Source organism: Balneolaceae bacterium (genome assembly GCA_034521445.1).
Taxonomy (GTDB): Bacteria; Bacteroidota; Rhodothermia; order Balneolales; family Balneolaceae; genus JAXHMM01.
Genome location: JAXHMM010000006.1, coordinates 408,769 through 424,194, shown reverse-complemented (window position 1 = coordinate 424,194; position 15,426 = coordinate 408,769). Strand labels below are relative to the sequence as shown.

The 15,426-nt window shown below is 60.5% G+C and carries 18 protein-coding genes; all 18 read right to left on the bottom strand.

Annotation, left to right across the window (positions count from 1 at the left end; translation table 11 throughout):
- Positions 1 to 3: 3 nt before the first annotated feature.
- The 18 genes from fliR to U5K31_09080 all read right to left on the bottom strand — a co-directional run bounded on the left by fliR (position 4) and on the right by U5K31_09080 (position 15,424).
- On the bottom strand, positions 4 to 780 hold the full coding sequence (gene fliR / locus U5K31_09165; GenBank protein ID MDZ7772894.1) for a flagellar biosynthetic protein FliR: 777 nt from the start codon (positions 778 to 780) through the stop codon (positions 4 to 6).
- Positions 781 to 787: 7 nt separating this feature from the next.
- Positions 788 to 1,063 (bottom strand): flagellar biosynthetic protein FliQ, encoded by a 276-nt coding sequence (locus U5K31_09160; GenBank protein ID MDZ7772893.1) that lies wholly within the window; start codon positions 1,061 to 1,063, stop codon positions 788 to 790.
- A 3-nt stretch (positions 1,064 to 1,066) separates the two neighbouring features.
- Complete coding sequence (gene fliP, locus U5K31_09155) at positions 1,067 to 1,855, bottom strand: flagellar type III secretion system pore protein FliP (GenBank protein ID MDZ7772892.1); 789 nt, start codon at positions 1,853 to 1,855, stop codon at positions 1,067 to 1,069.
- Positions 1,849 to 2,724, bottom strand: coding sequence for a flagellar biosynthetic protein FliO (locus tag U5K31_09150; protein MDZ7772891.1), 876 nt, complete (start codon positions 2,722 to 2,724; stop codon positions 1,849 to 1,851). Before U5K31_09150 ends, fliP begins: the two co-directional genes overlap by 7 nt.
- Position 2,725: 1 nt before the next feature.
- On the bottom strand, positions 2,726 to 3,727 hold the full coding sequence (gene fliN, locus U5K31_09145; protein MDZ7772890.1) for a flagellar motor switch protein FliN: 1,002 nt from the start codon (positions 3,725 to 3,727) through the stop codon (positions 2,726 to 2,728).
- A gap of 7 nt (positions 3,728 to 3,734) precedes the next feature.
- Positions 3,735 to 4,715 (bottom strand): FliM/FliN family flagellar motor switch protein, encoded by a 981-nt coding sequence (locus tag U5K31_09140; protein MDZ7772889.1) that lies wholly within the window; start codon positions 4,713 to 4,715, stop codon positions 3,735 to 3,737.
- 15 nt (positions 4,716 to 4,730) lie between these two features.
- Positions 4,731 to 5,249, bottom strand: a complete 519-nt coding sequence (locus U5K31_09135; GenBank protein MDZ7772888.1) for a flagellar basal body-associated FliL family protein — start codon at positions 5,247 to 5,249, stop codon at positions 4,731 to 4,733.
- The gene (locus U5K31_09130; GenBank protein ID MDZ7772887.1) at positions 5,249 to 5,959 is read right to left on the bottom strand and encodes a flagellar motor protein MotB; all 711 of its coding nucleotides are present in this window, start codon (positions 5,957 to 5,959) and stop codon (positions 5,249 to 5,251) included. Before U5K31_09130 ends, U5K31_09135 begins: the two co-directional genes overlap by 1 nt.
- Positions 5,959 to 6,834, bottom strand: a complete 876-nt coding sequence (locus U5K31_09125) for a MotA/TolQ/ExbB proton channel family protein (GenBank protein MDZ7772886.1) — start codon at positions 6,832 to 6,834, stop codon at positions 5,959 to 5,961. Before U5K31_09125 ends, U5K31_09130 begins: the two co-directional genes overlap by 1 nt.
- 132 nt (positions 6,835 to 6,966) lie before the next feature.
- Entirely contained in the window at positions 6,967 to 8,583 is a 1,617-nt protein-coding gene (locus U5K31_09120; protein MDZ7772885.1) for a flagellar hook protein FlgE, read from the bottom strand.
- Positions 8,584 to 8,676: 93 nt separating this feature from the next.
- Entirely contained in the window at positions 8,677 to 9,087 is a 411-nt protein-coding gene (locus U5K31_09115) for a TIGR02530 family flagellar biosynthesis protein (protein ID MDZ7772884.1), read from the bottom strand.
- A 27-nt stretch (positions 9,088 to 9,114) separates the two neighbouring features.
- Positions 9,115 to 9,852 (bottom strand): flagellar hook capping FlgD N-terminal domain-containing protein, encoded by a 738-nt coding sequence (locus U5K31_09110; GenBank protein MDZ7772883.1) that lies wholly within the window; start codon positions 9,850 to 9,852, stop codon positions 9,115 to 9,117.
- Between the two features lie 2 nt (positions 9,853 to 9,854).
- On the bottom strand, positions 9,855 to 11,489 hold the full coding sequence (locus tag U5K31_09105) for a hypothetical protein (protein MDZ7772882.1): 1,635 nt from the start codon (positions 11,487 to 11,489) through the stop codon (positions 9,855 to 9,857).
- Between the two features lies 1 nt (position 11,490).
- Complete coding sequence (locus U5K31_09100; GenBank protein ID MDZ7772881.1) at positions 11,491 to 12,255, bottom strand: hypothetical protein; 765 nt, start codon at positions 12,253 to 12,255, stop codon at positions 11,491 to 11,493.
- Positions 12,252 to 12,953, bottom strand: coding sequence for a hypothetical protein (locus U5K31_09095; GenBank protein MDZ7772880.1), 702 nt, complete (start codon positions 12,951 to 12,953; stop codon positions 12,252 to 12,254). Before U5K31_09095 ends, U5K31_09100 begins: the two co-directional genes overlap by 4 nt.
- A 1-nt stretch (position 12,954) precedes the next feature.
- The gene (locus U5K31_09090; protein ID MDZ7772879.1) at positions 12,955 to 13,383 is read right to left on the bottom strand and encodes a hypothetical protein; all 429 of its coding nucleotides are present in this window, start codon (positions 13,381 to 13,383) and stop codon (positions 12,955 to 12,957) included.
- The gene (locus U5K31_09085) at positions 13,380 to 14,708 is read right to left on the bottom strand and encodes a FliI/YscN family ATPase (GenBank protein MDZ7772878.1); all 1,329 of its coding nucleotides are present in this window, start codon (positions 14,706 to 14,708) and stop codon (positions 13,380 to 13,382) included. Before U5K31_09085 ends, U5K31_09090 begins: the two co-directional genes overlap by 4 nt.
- Before the next feature lie 5 nt (positions 14,709 to 14,713).
- Positions 14,714 to 15,424: a FliH/SctL family protein gene (locus U5K31_09080; GenBank protein ID MDZ7772877.1), complete on the bottom strand. Its 711-nt coding sequence runs from the start codon at positions 15,422 to 15,424 to the stop codon at positions 14,714 to 14,716.
- Positions 15,425 to 15,426: the final 2 nt, after the last annotated feature.

The window sequence follows — 15,426 nt, the reverse complement described above, 5'->3', positions numbered from 1 at the left end:
AGATCACATCTCCCCGAGCAGAGTGTCCATGAAATCCCACAACCGCTCGAAGAAGTGCTCGAAGGCTACCGGCGTGTAGGGCAGGACGAGTATGAGCAGCAGCATGCCGATGCCCAGCTTGAGCGGCAGGGCGATGAAGAAGATGTTGGCCTGCGGCATAATGCGGGCGAAGATGGCCAGGGAGAGGTCCATCAAAAAGAGTACAATAATAAAAGGGGCCGCCATCTGCACGCCCACCACAAAAAGATAGGTGGCCATCTCGATGAATACGGGCGCCGCCTGCGTGACCATACCCTCCCCCACGGGCACCACCGTGAAGCTGTGGGCCAGCGCCCGGATGTAGTATTCGTCCCCGCCCACGCCCACGAAGACCAGCACGCCCAGCAGCCCGAAGAGCTGGGCGACGATGGAACCCTGCGACTGGTTGACCGGGTCGACCACGCTGGCGAAACTGAGTCCGACGTTCACGCTCATCAGCTCCCCGCCCATCTGCAGGCCGGCGAAGATGAGCTGTCCCGCCAGTCCCATGGCCGCCCCCACCAGCAGCTCCTTGACGATGAGCACCACCACCTCGATGGTGGTTGCGTCGACGGGAATACCGGTGCTCTGCACGGGCACCACGGGATAGAGCATGACCGTCAGGGCCATGGCAAAGAAAAGCTTCACGCGCATGGGGATGGAGCCGTTGCTGAAGAAGGGAGCGGTGCCCACCACCCCGGCCACACGCACGAAGATCAGGAAGGCCGTCAGGATGAACTCGATGCTCAGCAGGGACATCATAATGCTATCACTGCGGGCTGGTCACGGTGGGGATGAAGGTGATCACGCGCTCCATGAAGTCGACCGCGTACTCCAGCATGAAACCGAACATGAAGAAGAGGATAACCACGGCAATGACCATCTTGGGCACGTAGGTGAGGGTCATCTCCTGAATGGTGGTCACCGCCTGGAAGACCGCGATGAGCAGTCCCACGATAAGAGCGCCGATCAGCACGGGTCCGGCGAGCACCACCGCGGCGGTGAGCGCCTCCTGCAGCCAATAGAGTCCAACTTCGGTGTTCATAGGTCAGTTGAAGCTTTTGATGAGCGATTCCACGAGCAGGTACCAGCCGTCGGTGAGCACAAAGACCAGGATTTTGAAGGGGAGGGAGACCAGCACCGGGGGCAGGAACATGATACCCATCGAAAGCAGTACGGAAGCCACCACCAGGTCGATGACCATAAAGGGCAGGTAGATCATAAATCCAATCTGGAAGGCCATGCGCAGTTCGCTTATGATGAAGGAGGGCACCACCACGTAGACGGGGATGTCTTCCACGCCGCCCACGGCGTCCATGTCGCCCAGGTCCATAAACAGCAGCAGGTCCTTCTCGCGGGTCTGCCGCACCATGAACTCCTTGAGGGGCGTGGCGGCCTCGCCGAGGGCCTCCTGCTGGGTAATTTCGTCGTTGAGGTAGGGCTGGATGGCCTGCTGATTGATTTCGTCGAAGGTGGGCGCCATGATGAAGATGGTGATGAACATGGCCAGCCCGAGCAGCACCTGGTTGGGCGGCGACTGCTGCGTTCCCAGTCCCATGCGAAGGAAAAAGAACACGACCACCAGCCGGGTGAAGCTGGTCATCATGGTCACGATGGCCGGTCCGAAGGAGAGAATGGTGAGTATGATCAGCGTCTGTATGGCCAGGGAGAAGTCCTCCCCGTCCTCGGCCCCGCCTACGCTGATATTCACGTTGGGCATGGTCTGCGAACCGGAGCCGGCCTGGGCCAGGGCTGCCTCCGCCAGTATCAGCCCGGCCACCAGCAGTACTGCCAGCACCGCCGCCTTCTTACTGTGCTTCAAAATGGCCTTCACCATAGCTTGCCCTCCTCCCCGTTGGCCGCCTGGCGGTCCCAGTAAAAACCGGCGCCGTTGTTTTCGCCTGCGGTCTCCGCAGGTGCGGCCCGGTCCGGACGCTTGAAGGAGAGTCCACCGGAGGAGGCGCGTGCCATGGCGCGTCCCAGCAAATCTTTCCAGTCTGTCGCATTCACGTCGGCAGGGGCGTTGCGGCCGTTGGTGAGCGCACCGTCTTCAGGCGTGCCGGCCAGGGCGCCGGACTGCTCCTCCCACTCCTCGCGGGTGTAGCGCCGCAGGAGCTGCGGACCCTGCGGTCCGCCGCCTACGAGCAGGTATTCTCCGCCCACACGCAGCAGTGCGATCTGCTGGCCAGGGAAAAGTTCGCCCCGGCCCAGTACGGTATAAAAGTCTTCGTCGTCCGATGCGGATTGGGAGGGCGAGGTCTTACGCCGCACCCAGAACCAGAGTCCCCCGACCAGCACCACCATCACCAGCAGGGTGGGCAGCACGTCGCCCAGGGAACCGAGGCGGCTCCCGTCGCCGGCAGATCGGTCCGCACGCAGGCTGTCGGCATCTCCGGCAGCCTGCGTGACGGAGGTCGCGGTATCGGAGGCCTCCGTCGAGTAGGCGAATGAGAGCGTATCGGCCGCGGCCACCGGGCGGTCCGCGCCGTCAAGGCTATCGGCGGCGTCCTGCTGAAGGGAGGTGCGCAGTCCGGTGAGGCGGCTGTTGCCCGACTGCGATACGTCGCGGTTGGCCGCGGGGTCGGAGGCCTGCACCACTACGGCCAGCCAGATGAGCATGAGACAGACCGCCAGACCCAGAACGAAACCGAGGGTCCGGTTGGGGTTGGTCTGCAGCTGCTGCTTGAAGGAGTCCCAGTCAATCATATCAGCTCAGTCCCTTGAGGCGTTCCTGGGTGGCGTGCAGCTTGGAGATGCGCACTCCAAAGTGTTCGTCGATGACCACCACGTCGCCCTGGGCGATCATGTGGCCGTTGACCAGGATCTCCACCGGTTCGCCGGCAAGTTTCTCCAGCTCAATAACCGAGCCCTTGACCAGCTGCAGCACCTTGCCCAGCGGCATTTCGCGGCGGCCCAGCTCCACGGAGAGATCCAGCTCCACATCCTTGAGGATGTCAATGTTTCGGACTTCACGGTCGTTACGAGTGCCTGATTTTCGATCGAACTGCTCAAATTCCACGTTCTGCCCTTCCACCTTCAGTCCCGGAGCGGCCTCCCCGTTAGTGGCATCCTCGGCCCGACGGATTTCCACCGCTCCCGCCCTTGCGGCGCACAGCTCGGCGTAGGTATCGTCTTCAAAGGGGTTTTCGTCGGCTAAATGGGCCTCGATGAGTTCCACGCGGTCGGTGTCGGGCGCCGAGACCACCAGCCGCATGGTCAGCGGCTCGGGAGCCTCCTCACCCTCCAAGTCAAATTTGGGACTGATCTCATAGCTCGCCGAATAGTACTCCTGGATGTTGAGGGAGCGCTTGACCTGCCCCTTTTTGATCCCTTCGATGTCGGAGACCTCCAGCTCGATCGCCACCTCCCTGAGAGAAGCGGTGACCATACCCACCAGGTTCTCGATCATCTCGCGCACCAGCTCACTGGTGATTTCATCGGAGACCTCCTCGTCGGAATTCAGGATCTGGCGGGCCAGGAGGGGTCCCCATGCCTCGCCAAAGCCAAAGAGAATCTCCGACTGAAAATTCTCTTCCGCGGTGCGCACCAGGAATTCCGACTCCTTGAGAAAGTCAGCTGCTGCGTCGTTGTCCAGCTCGTCGCTGCCGGAGAGTTCCACCTTGCACTTCTTGAGAAGCACCTGCTTGAAAAATGCTTCCAGCGCAGGAAGGTGACTCTCCGCTCCTTGGGTCCAGTGTGTCAGTTCCATAATGGGTTCAATCCTCGTTTAACGTTAGGTTTTTTTGTACTTCGAATACCTTGACGGCCTTCACTCCATTCATCCTGCCCGGGAAGGCCTTCATCTTGCGGGTACCCTTGATGCGAATATCCAGGGGCTCGTCGATCATCTGATCCAACTTGACCACGTCGCCCTCCTCCAGTCCCACCAGCTCCTTCATGGAGATGCTCATGGTACCCAGAAGCACCTGCAAAGGCACCGAAATGGTCTTCATGTAGTTTTCGAAGGAGCGTCGCTCCACCGGACTCAGTACCCGCTTGTCCTGGTTCTTGTCGGTCTTGTGCAGGTTCAGGTTGATCTGCTCCTTGAGCATGGCATAGGGGTAGCAGAGCTTGAATGGCACTTCCAGGTTGCCCACGCGGATCTCATAGCGTATGACGATGCCGGGGACGTGGCTGGAGATGGTGCGGATATTGGCGGGCTTGCTCTCGTAGACGTGGTTCTGGATGGTGATGTTGAGATAGGGCGACCAGACGTGGCCCAGCTCCTTGAAAATCTTGTTGACGATGCGGGAGATCACCCGCTCCTCGATACGTGTAAGGGCCCGGTTGGGCTTGATGCTGTCCTCCCGGCTGCCGCTGAGGCGTTCGATGCAGTAGAGGCAGAAAGAGGGGTCCATCTCCATGACGGCCCAGTCGCCCATCTCCTCGATATTAAAGAGAAAAAGGGCGGTAGGGGGCTCCAGTTCGCTGAGGAACTCCGAGAAGATCACCTCGTCGATATCCAGCAGCGATACTTCCGCCTTCTGGTTGATGGAATCGGTGAAAATTCGGTTCAGGCTGCGCGAGAGAAGCTCATGTATGTTGCGCAGCGCCCGCATGGTCTCCTTGGAGACCAGCTTGGGATGCTTGAAATCGTAGGGCTTGATGGAGTAGTCCTCGAGATTCTTCTCCATCTTCCCTCCACGCTCGCCGGATGTGGCGAGCGAAATGACCGAGGGCTCGGCGTTGTCGCTCATAGGTACGTTTGTTCATTACTGTAACACGTACTTGGTAAAGAACAAATTCCGTACCACTTTCTTCTCGAGGGTCTGATTAATGGCTAGTCCCAGGTCTCTCTTGATCTCTTCCCGGGTGTCCAGGTTGGCCAGCTCGCTTGAGCTTCGCTGCGAGAGGACGCGGTTGATCTTGTCCACGATCTTCACCGAGTTCTTCTCAACCACCGCCAGCTGGCTCTCAGAGTACAATTCCACGGCCACCGTAAGGATGAGGTAACTCTCACCGGCTGATTCGGCGGGGTTGATGATGATGTTTTCGAAGTTCTTGTAAACCCCTCCCTGGCTGGACATGCTGCTTATCCAGGTGTGAATCTGCTCATAATAGGTATTCACGATGCCGTACGCACCCCCCGCCTGACCGAGAAGTACGGCCATCATGAGGAAAATTTTTCCATACCGGCTAAAAAAACTGCCGTTCCCCTCTTCGGGGACGTCCACCTGGGCGGTATCCCCGGGGGTCTCCTCATCCTGCCTGTCTATTGCCTCGGTAGCCATTATTCCTCGTCTGCTTGGTTGGACTCTTCCTGCGGGAGCGAATCCGGAATGGATTGCGCCTGCTGCGGAACATAATACCGGACGTTCAGCTCCACCCTGCGGTTGTCGCTGCGCCCTTCCGGCGTGTCGTTGGTGGCCCGGGGGCGGTACTCGCTGTAGGTGCTCGCCTTGAAGTTCACCGCCGCTATGGAAGAGTTATCGACCAGAAATTCCAGAACTGAAGTGGCGCGCGCCGCACCCAGCTCCCAGTTACTCTGGTAGAGGCGTCCCGGGGCGGGGCGGATGGGGCGGTCGTCGGTATGGCCCTGGATCTCCACCTCGCGGATCTCCTCGGCCTCGTATCCCTCGATGGTTTGAATGATCCTGCGGAGGATGGGAGGGGCGGCCGGTTTCAACACGGCCGAGTAGGTGTCGAAGGTAACCGACTCGCCCAGGATGATCCTCACGCCGGTGGGCGTCATCTCCACGTCCACCTGGTCGTCCAGGTCCTGCTCCTTGATATACTGGTAGAACTGCTCCCAGTTTTTGGCGCGCTGCATCTCCACGTCCAGCATCTCGTCGCTGAAGACGGAGTCGTAGTCCAGCACGCCACGCTTACCCTGGAAGGCCCCGATGATGGCTTCAAACTTGTTCTTCTCCACACCGGGGGTAAAGGTGTAGAGCACGATGAAGAAGATCATCATCAGCGTGATAAAATCGGCATATGTCATCAACCAGTTTCCAGAACGGTCTGAAGATCCTGCCATGAGTTGTTTTGTACGTTAATCCAGTGTTCGTAAAGCTTCTCCTCCCGCTGCTTGTTGAAGCTCTGCTCGTCAAAGTAGGCGCGGTATTCGGCGCGCTGGGAGGGTGATACGTAATTCAGCATCTTGTTCTCCATCAGGCGGGGATTCTCCTCGTCCACGATGGAGATGATGGCCGATTTGAACATCTCGTTGCGTATGAGCTGCTTGTCGCCCAGGTAATCCAGTTTCCCGGCCAGCGGGGTAAAAATCATGTTGGCGAAGATGGTGCCGTAGAGGGTGGTCAGCAGGGCTACGGCCAGGCCGGCGCCCAGGGCTTCGGGATCCTGTATGTTCTGCAGCATAAGAATGAGTCCGATCACCGTACCGATCATCCCGAAAGCGGGGGAGTACTCGGCCATGCCATAGAGGATGGAGACGCTTTTGTTGAGGTTCCGGCGGGAGCTTTCCAGCTGGTCGTCCAGAATGGTGACCAGCACGTTCTTGTCGGTTCCGTCGATGGCCAGCTGCATGCCATTCTTCAGGTAGTTGTTGTCCACGTGCTGCACGTCCTCCTCCAGGCGAAGCAGACCCTCGCGACGGGCCTTGCGGGCGAACATATTCATCAGCTCAATATCGGTGCGAAGGTCGCACTGGCGCGATTTGAGGTACTCCAGGGTCAGCGAAAAGGTACTCTTGACTTCCTCAATGCTGTAGTTCACGACAGAGGAGCTGACGACCCCGCCTCCCACTATGAGGATAGCCGAAAAGCTGATGAAAATGCCGATGTCGCCCTGGGTGACGATGGCGCCAATCACAAGGGCGAATCCTCCAACCAGTCCTAATATGGTCGACTTATCCAAAATCGTAGTCCTAAAGGTTGCGTCCGCCGCACCGCCCCAAAACAGCCCGTCCCGATCCGAGAGACTCGGGAACGGGACGGGAGTGGGGGGTATACGGGATGGACGATATGTTCGTCAGGCTATCTCATGGCGTTAGCGCTTGAGGTTCACGGCCTCGGCGAGTAATTCGTCCGCGGTGGTGATCACTCGTGCATTGGACTGGTAAGCCCGCTGCGAGGTGATCATATCCGTAAACTCCCGCGCCAGATCGACGTTCGATCCTTCCAGCATGCCCGAGTTCAACTTGGTCTCCGAGAGATTCGAAGCCACGTTGATACTGACATCACCGGATGCCACGGTGTTCCTGTAGAGCCCGTTACCCAGGGTCTCCAGTCCGTTGTAGTTGGTGACGTCGGCCACGGCGACCTGAGCAAGCTTGATATTCTTGCCGTTGTCGTAAACGCCGTTGACGTAGCCGTCACCGTCCACGTTGTAATCGACCAGCTTACCCTGCGCGTATCCGTCCTGCGAGGTAATCTTGGCCGAGGCGGTGCCGGCGAACTGCGTCACCTTGGACCCGTTTTCAGGGTTGCCCAAGTTCAGCGTAAAGTTCACCGGGTTCGCCCCGTTTCCGGGGTTGAACGCCATTTGCAAGGCAGAATCGCTGGTCAGGTTCCCCGTGTTGTCAAAGGTCAGGGTTCCGTTTCCGCCGGCTGTTAACTCTTCGCCGTCCAGGAAGCTGGCTTCGTACTCCCAGGTATTAGCGTCGGTCTGGGTCAGTTCCAGCATCAGCGTATGCGCCTTGCCGAGTTCGTCGTATACCGTCGAACTCACGGTCGTGCTGCCGGTACTACCCTCCTGGGTGATCTCGAAACCGGGTATGGTCATCACACCCGTTCCGTTCACCACCGTGTTATCGAGACTGAACTGGCTGTCGCCCGTCTCGGCGGAACGTATAACCATCATCCCGTCAACCAGGCTGGCGGTGCCTTCGGCCCCGAGTCCCGCGTTGATGGTGTCGATAACATCCTCAAGGGTGTCACCGGCGGCATACGTATGTGTTATCGTCTGATTTGTCCCATCATTAAGCGTGAATTCGAAATCAATGGTATCTCCGACCGCGAAGTCGGTGGTCGTCTGGGCCAGATCGTTGAGCAGCGTCGCCTCTTCGGCGATTTCGCCCGCATCAGTGGTAAAGGCCGACTGGGCCTGGACCACCTGCTTGGTGCTCGTATCCGAGCCCAGGTTGCCCGCCATATAGACGTTCTGGGTGGCCTGGGGACTGAAGATATTCTCGAAGTCCACGCGAATATCATCGGGAGTTCCGCTGGCCTGAACCTCGCCGTCAGCCCCGGCGTTGTAGCCCTGGACCATGCGGCCCGACTGGTCGACCAGGAAACCCTCCTTGTTGAAGGCGAAGTTGCCGTCGCGCGTCAGGTAGGACTGGTCGCCGTCGCCCACCATGAAGAAGCCTTTGCCCTCAATGGCCAGGTCGGTCTTGCGGCCCGTGGCCTGCAGTCCGCCCTGGTTGAAGTCGCGGTCGATGGACGAGATTCGGGTTCCGAGGCCGACCTGGTTGGCACTGCTCGGAGCGGACTCCGAGGCCTGTCCCGACCCGATCTGCTGGCTCAGCATCTCCGTGAACGTCACGCGAGAGGCTTTGAAACCGCTGGTTTCTACGTTGGCGATGTTATTTCCTATAACATCCATTTTGGTCTGAAAGGCGCGAAGCCCGCTCACACCAGAGTTGAGTGATTTCATCAGTGACATGGTAATCCTCCTTGGATTATGAGGCGGCCGCTGTCGTTTGGCCGCCGGATGGGCCTCCCTTTCGGGTCCGGCCCGGTTGGTGTTTGTTAGATACTATCGTTTCGTTAAAACGGTACTGTCGATGTTGGTAAAAACTTTCTCCCGTAACTCCACCATATCCACGGCGGTTACTACGGTCTTGTTAGGGATGTTGACCAGGAAAGCCTGGTCGCCGTCCAGGATGAGCGAATCCTGGCCTCCTTTCGCTTCGGCACGTCCCATCGCCTCCTTGATCCGCTCCACGTCCCCGGTGTCCATGGAGATGGAACGGTCTTCCAGGCGCTGCATGGCGTGGCCGGAAAACTCCAGCCCGCCCACGCGGCTCAGCACTTCCCGGAAGGAAGGGCCGGACGGCGCGCGACCGGAATCGGGCAGGCTGCCTGTTCCCCGCCCGGACGAACCGCGTCCCGTTTCGGGCGGCTGCCCGACCGGTGAACCGCGTCCTGTCAGGTGGCGAATGTCCATGGTTCAGGTTCCTGGTTGGTGTTGGGTCTAGGATTCCCCGCTGGACGTTCCGACAGTTTCCACGTCGCCCAGCGGGAGGTAGACGCCGTTAACCAGCAGGCGTACGCCTTCACCGGTGTAACTTACCTTCTCGGCGATGCCCTCCATAAAGGTGAGCACGTCTACCTCGGCGTCCCCGTTGGAGGCCTCGATGTTTACCGAGTAGTTGCCTTCCGGTACGCGGCTGCCCGCATCGGAGCGCCCGTCCCAGGTCCACGTGTGATCGCCGCTGCCCAGGTTACCCAGCTCCTCGCTGCGCACCACGTTGCCTGCGGCGTCCTTAATGGTTAGTTGAGCCGAGGTGGCGACGTTATTAAGCTCGAACTGGATGTCGGTGTCACCGGTGGGCGAAAGGGCCACCTGGTCACTTAGGGCGCGGATGGACTTGCCCGCAAGCGTGGAGGCCATGGTGTTGCTGAGGCCGGTGTTCATATTCTGCTGGCTCCGGGCCATCATATTCATGCCCTCGTTCAGGTTGATCAGCTGCTCTACGGAGTTAAACTGGGCCAGCTGGGAGGCAAACTGGGTACCGTCCATCGGGTTGATGGGGTCCTGGTTCTTCATCTGGGCCACCAGAAGCTGCAGGAAGTCATTCTTCCCCAGGCTGGCTTTGCCCGTGACCGTCGAACTCTGCCCGTTATCCTCTTCCCCGTTTTGCCCGGAGGCTCCGGGCTGTCCGGTATTCTGCGTTTGTCCCGTTCCGGGTATATTGTTGGTAATTTCCATGGTCATGCGGTCCATTCGTTGGTATTAAATCCCAGGTAGCGCGCGCCCCTGGTTGTCCCATTTCCGGCAATACCGGCGGCCTCGGCGGTCGGCCCCTTTCCGCGGCCTGGTACCGGTGATTCCGCTCCGTGGCTCTGCGCGGCCTCGTCGCCGCGGGCGCCCTCCTCCCCGAAATGCTGAAATTCAAGGTCCACGTCCACATCCAGCTCCTGGCGGAGGTGCTGGCGAATCTCCTCCACATGCTGCTGCAGCAGCCGGTTCAGTTCGGTATTGCCCGTTCCCAGCTGCAACTGGATAGCACCTTCGGACTGGCGGAAGGAGATGTTCACCGACTGCCCGTCATCCAGCAAGAATCGGTGGTGCCGCCACTGGCTTTCCGGCTTGCCGCCGGCCTGCATCTCCTGGCGTACGGCCCGTGCGATGTGCACGCTCAGTTTCTGCCGCGAGGAGCTGTTGGTCTGCAGAAGCGAGGTATTGAGGGCTTCCATGCGGCTCATTTCGCCGCGTTCGCCGCCCTCGCCTTCAGCGAAATCTTGTCCCCCGCCCATATTCATAGTGAGATCCATCATTTTGTCGGCGCTGAAATTGGCGGGTGCGGCCGTCGTTCCCATTCCGGGTGTAAATTCCCTGCGGGCCTGTATCTCCGTCTGATTGAGGATCTGGTAGGCTGCCGCCGCCTGCGTATCGGAGCGGGGTGCGGTGCCGCCCGCGGCGGCGCGTGCGGACTGGCTTTCGCCAGCGCCCTTCAGAGGTACCTGCTGTCGTGTGCTGTCGGATCCTTCGCCGGCTACGGTTTTGCCTCCGGGGGCCTCGGTCGAGCTCTGCTGAGGGGAGGGTGCGGTGCCGCCGGCTTTTCCGGGCGCAGAACCGGTAGTACGTCCTTCAACAGAGGCGGTCCCACCGCCATTTCCGCCGGAAGTGCTGCTCGAACGGCCAGCGGTTCCGGAGCCGTCCGCTGCCTCGCCGGTACCGTTCTGTGAACCGGGAGATCCGGAGACCTTCCCTTCACCGCCAGATGCCGGAGGCTGGGAAACCGCGCCTGGTATCTTCGAACTGCCTGCAGCGGAGGGATCGAATGCTGCGGGCTGGCCGCCGCCCGACGGTTGGGATGCGGCATTTCCTGGGATCTGGCCAGCCGGAATGCCGGCACGGCCCGTGCCGGCGGTTCGGCCTGAGTTGCCTGCGCTGCCGGATGTTGCGGCAGCGGATTGAGCTCCGGCGCCTGGTCGGGAGGCCTGGCCGGAAGCATGTGCGGGGTTGCTGCGTCCCGTGGACGCTTTCCCGCTGTCCCCGGTGCTCTTGCTGCCTTGTGACTGTTCAGGGGGGGTAGAGGAGGACCGGGCCGGGGCGGCGCTGGCGGCCGCGCTGTTTTGGGCGGCTTGTATTGTCGCGCGGCCGTTCGTGGCCTGCCCGGCGCCGGAACCCTCTGCCGTCTGTTTAGATCCGTTGGATGAAGCCTTGTTTACGTTGGACGCCTGGGCATCCCCGGAGGAGGCACTTGGTGTTGCCGCTCCTCCGGTGCTGGCAGAAGCTTTCTGCTGTGAGGCCTGCGAAGAAGCGGAAGTTTGAGAAACCTTTTCGCCGGAGCCTGAGGCCGAAGCCGACGCGCCTGCCTTCTGTACATCGGAAGACTTCACATCAGAGGGCTGCTGCGGCTGCGCACTGGAATTCGATTTCGGGGAGGCGGTCTTGGCAACGCCCCGCACCGCACTCTCCTTGCCGGCCTTCCCGGTGTCGGCCGTTCCGATTGCTCTTTTGGGTGGTCCCGGCCTCCTTGCCGGATGATTCGCCCTTGGGAGCGGATACGCTGCCGGCCTGTTCCCCTTCGGCGGAGTTCCCGCCGGCGTCGCCGGCCACCTTCACAGACTTGCTGTGCGTCGCGGCCTGCTGTTCGGCGACACGTGCATCGTTCATGGCGCTTCCGCCGCCGGAGTCAGACGTTTTGCCCTTTGCAGAATCGGATTTTCCGGACCCTTCTTTATTCTGACCCTGGGAAGCCTTCGAGGCATCTTTCCCGGATGCATTCGTTTCTTTTGAAGTCTCCCCGGCGGAGCCTTTCCCGGCTGAATTTCCTTCCTCGGAGGAGGTGCTCCTGCCGGTGTCCGTCTCCTTGCCGGAGGAGCTCTCCTTGGTCTCACCGGAGGTGCCGGCAGACTCCTTTGCGCCGGACGACTCGTTGTTTCCGGCCTTGCCTTCGCTCTTGGAGGCGCGGCCGCCAGCTTCACCGTTTGTAGCGGTGTTGGCACTTGCCTTGTCTACATTACTGCCCAGGGCGGATGCGAAGGTTTCCCGGAAGGGGTGGTCGCCCCCGCGGGAACCGGCTTCGCCGCCGCGGATTTCGCCGCCGGGACGGTTGAGTTCTCCGGCGAACTGTTTCACAAACTGCGTAATCATCTTCATCATGACATGACCTTTTTTAGCAAATCGGCTGCTTTTTTTGGTTCCAGGGATTGAAGCAGCTTCTGTCGCTGCATATTGCTGCTCGACTTGTAGAGTTGAACCAGCTGGTCGTCGTCCAGCAGGTCCAGGATGGGTGCGAGGGCCTCCTCGTCCATCCGGAGCAGTGACTTTGAAATTTCTTCGAGGTTGGCCGCTTCGGCGTCGGCCTCCGTAGTCTGCGGTCCCGCCGCCATGGCGAAGGGATTGTCCTGCATGCCGGCATTCTGCGCGCCGGCATTCTGCGCGCCCGTGTTCTGATCGTCCGCGTTCTGAAGGCCGCCTCCCGTGTTCTGCGCTGAGGTTTCGCCCGCATTTTCGGGAGGAGACTCCGAATCGGAATCCTCCTGTGATCCGGCGGAAGCCTGCAGCTCTGCAATGAGTCCCTCCAGGGAGTCGATAGTGGCTTCGTAGCGGCTGCTGCCGGACCGCAGGGCCTGGAGGCTGTCCTGCAGGCTGCTCATCCGCCGATTCAGCGTGTCGACCTGCGCCGGAGTATAGAAATCGGGATCGAATTCACGGCCGGTGGTGTCGACAATCTGAGAATCGGCCTGCTGCGCCTCATCCGGGTGCAGGTAGGGATAGATGACGTACATCGCCCCCAGCATCACCAGGAAGGAAACCAGGAAGCCCCCGCCGTATATGGCTGTCTGTTTGGTGTTCATCTCAGGAAGCACGGTTGTAAAGTTGCGTTGCAATTTCGTTCTGCTGCAGCTGCTCGCGGCGCTGGAGCTCCTCCAGGAAGCGCATCTTGTCCTGCGACTCCAGCTTTTCCAGCATGCGTGTCTTCTTGCTGGCCTCCAGCAGGCGGCCGCGCTGCTCCTCAATGTCCTGGCCCAGACGCTCCAGCATCTCCTGCAGCTCCCAAACCTCTTTCAGGTGCGACATGCGGTGGGTGTAGCCACGCCGCATGCCCTGCACCGAATGGCGTCCCCCCTCGCCCAAAGCGGGCGGATCGGGCCGGTCCAGCAGGCGCTCGAGGCGGCGGCTCATTTCCTGCCGGCTTTCGAGCAGTTCGGCCAGCTTCTGCTGCTGCAGCTTCTGTTCGTGCCGTCGGATCTTCAGCAGGGAGCGGTATTTGAATTGAAATTTCATGTCTTGGCTTTGTGCATCGGTTCGCCGATAATCTGCTCCAGGGTATCCCAGAGGTCCGTGTCAAAATCACTGCTGTTCATGTCCTGCGTAAGAAAGTCGTTGAGATCTTCGATGCAGCGCACGGCCCGGTCAATTTGAGGGTTGCTGCCCTCCACATAGGCCCCGATGTTGATAAGGTCTTCGGCCTCGTCGTAGGTGGCCAGCAGTTCACGGGCGCGGCGGGAGACCTGCTGCTGCCGTTCGTCCACCAGGCTGTTCATAAGCCGTGAGACGCTGGCCAGCACATCGACGGCAGGGTAGTGATTCCTGTGCGCCAGGTTGCGCGAAAGCACGATGTGGCCGTCCAGTATGGAGCGCACCGCGTCGGCGATGGGCTCGTTCATGTCGTCGTTGTCCACCAGCACCGTGTACAACCCGGTGATGCTGCCCCCGGGAGTGCGTCCGGCCCGCTCCAGGATCTTCGGCAGGATGGCAAAAACACTGGGCGTGTAGCCCTTGGTGGTGGGCGGCTCTCCCGAGGCCAGCCCGATTTCGCGCTGGGCCATGGCCACGCGGGTCACCGAATCCATCATCAGGAGCACGTCGTTGCCGCAATCGCGGAAGTACTCGGCCACTGCAGTGGCGGTGTAGGCCGCCTTCACGCGACTCATGGCAGCCTTGTCGGAGGTGGTGGCCACCACAACGGAGCGTGAGAGGCCCTCCTCACCCAGCACATGGTCGATAAATTCCTTGACCTCCCTGCCGCGCTCCCCTATAAGGGCGATCACGTTGATGTCGGCGGAAGAGTGGCGGGCAATCATGCCCATGAGCACACTCTTACCCACGCCCGAACCTGCAAAAATTCCCATGCGCTGTCCCTTGCCCAGGGTCAGGAAAGCGTCGATGCTGCGGACGCCGCTGAAGAGAATGTCGTCTATGTTCTCGCGCTCCAGGGGACCCGGGGGGTCGTTGTGTACGGGGAAATCGCGGCAGCCGGACAGCGGACCCCCGGCGTCGATGGGACGTCCGTTGGCGTCGATAACCCGTCCCAGCAGGTTCTGGCCCACCTTGACGCTCATGGAGCGCGGGGTGGGTTCCACCAGGCATCCAGCCTGTATGCCCTCCACACGGTCAAGGGGCATGAGCAGGGTAACCTCGTTCTTGAGTCCCACCACCTCCGCGCGCAGGTTCTCCCCGCGCGAGGTATGGATGGTATGCAGCTCGCCCACAGAGGCTTCCAGCCCCGTGGCCTCGATGACCGTCCCGACCACCGAGGAGACCTTCCCGAACCGTTTGGGTCCGGCATCAAGATCGCCTATCTGTTCCGATATGTCGTTGATCAACATGGTTATCAGGCTGCGTCGTTGCGGGGGCGGTCGCCTTCGAAGGCCACCGAATCCCGGAAGTCGTTAAGTATCTTGTCAAAGCGTTTCACAATGCGTTCGTAGCGGGTGTCCACTTCAAATTCGCCGCTCGCCAGCTCTTCGTTCGCCGTGAGCTCCACATAGCCGCCACGCTGCTCGAGCATCTCCTCCACCAGCTCAAAATCGCCCGGGGAGACCTCCACCTTTACCCTGATGCCCTCCTCCAGCTCGCGGAGTATCTCTTCAATCTCCTCCTTCACGCGCAGGCGCATCTTTTCACTGGCCAGCGGAACCTGCATCACCTTTTCGGCCAGGTCGAATACCATGACGGCCATGGAGGGCTTCAGCTCCTCCAGCATGTGGGCGATCTTCCCGTCGGCCTCGTCGAGGGTTTCCCGCAGGACGTCCATGCGGTGCTCCATTTCCGAGAGCGCCTCCTCCTTGCCTTTCTTCCTGCCCTCCTCGAAGGCGGCGCTGGCCGCCTCCTCCTTCTCGCGCGTCAGTCGCTCCTTCCACTCCTTCTCCACCTCACGCAGCCGCTCGCCCAGCTCCTCTTCGGAGACGCTGCGGTGCCCGGGCTCGTCGGCCGACTCGGGGGCGGACTCCTCCTGCTCCTCGAAAAGCATCTCGTAGGAGAGGCGGGCGAAGTTCTTCCCGCTGAAGTTCAGTTGTTCGGAATCGAATACGCGGCTTTCCATCG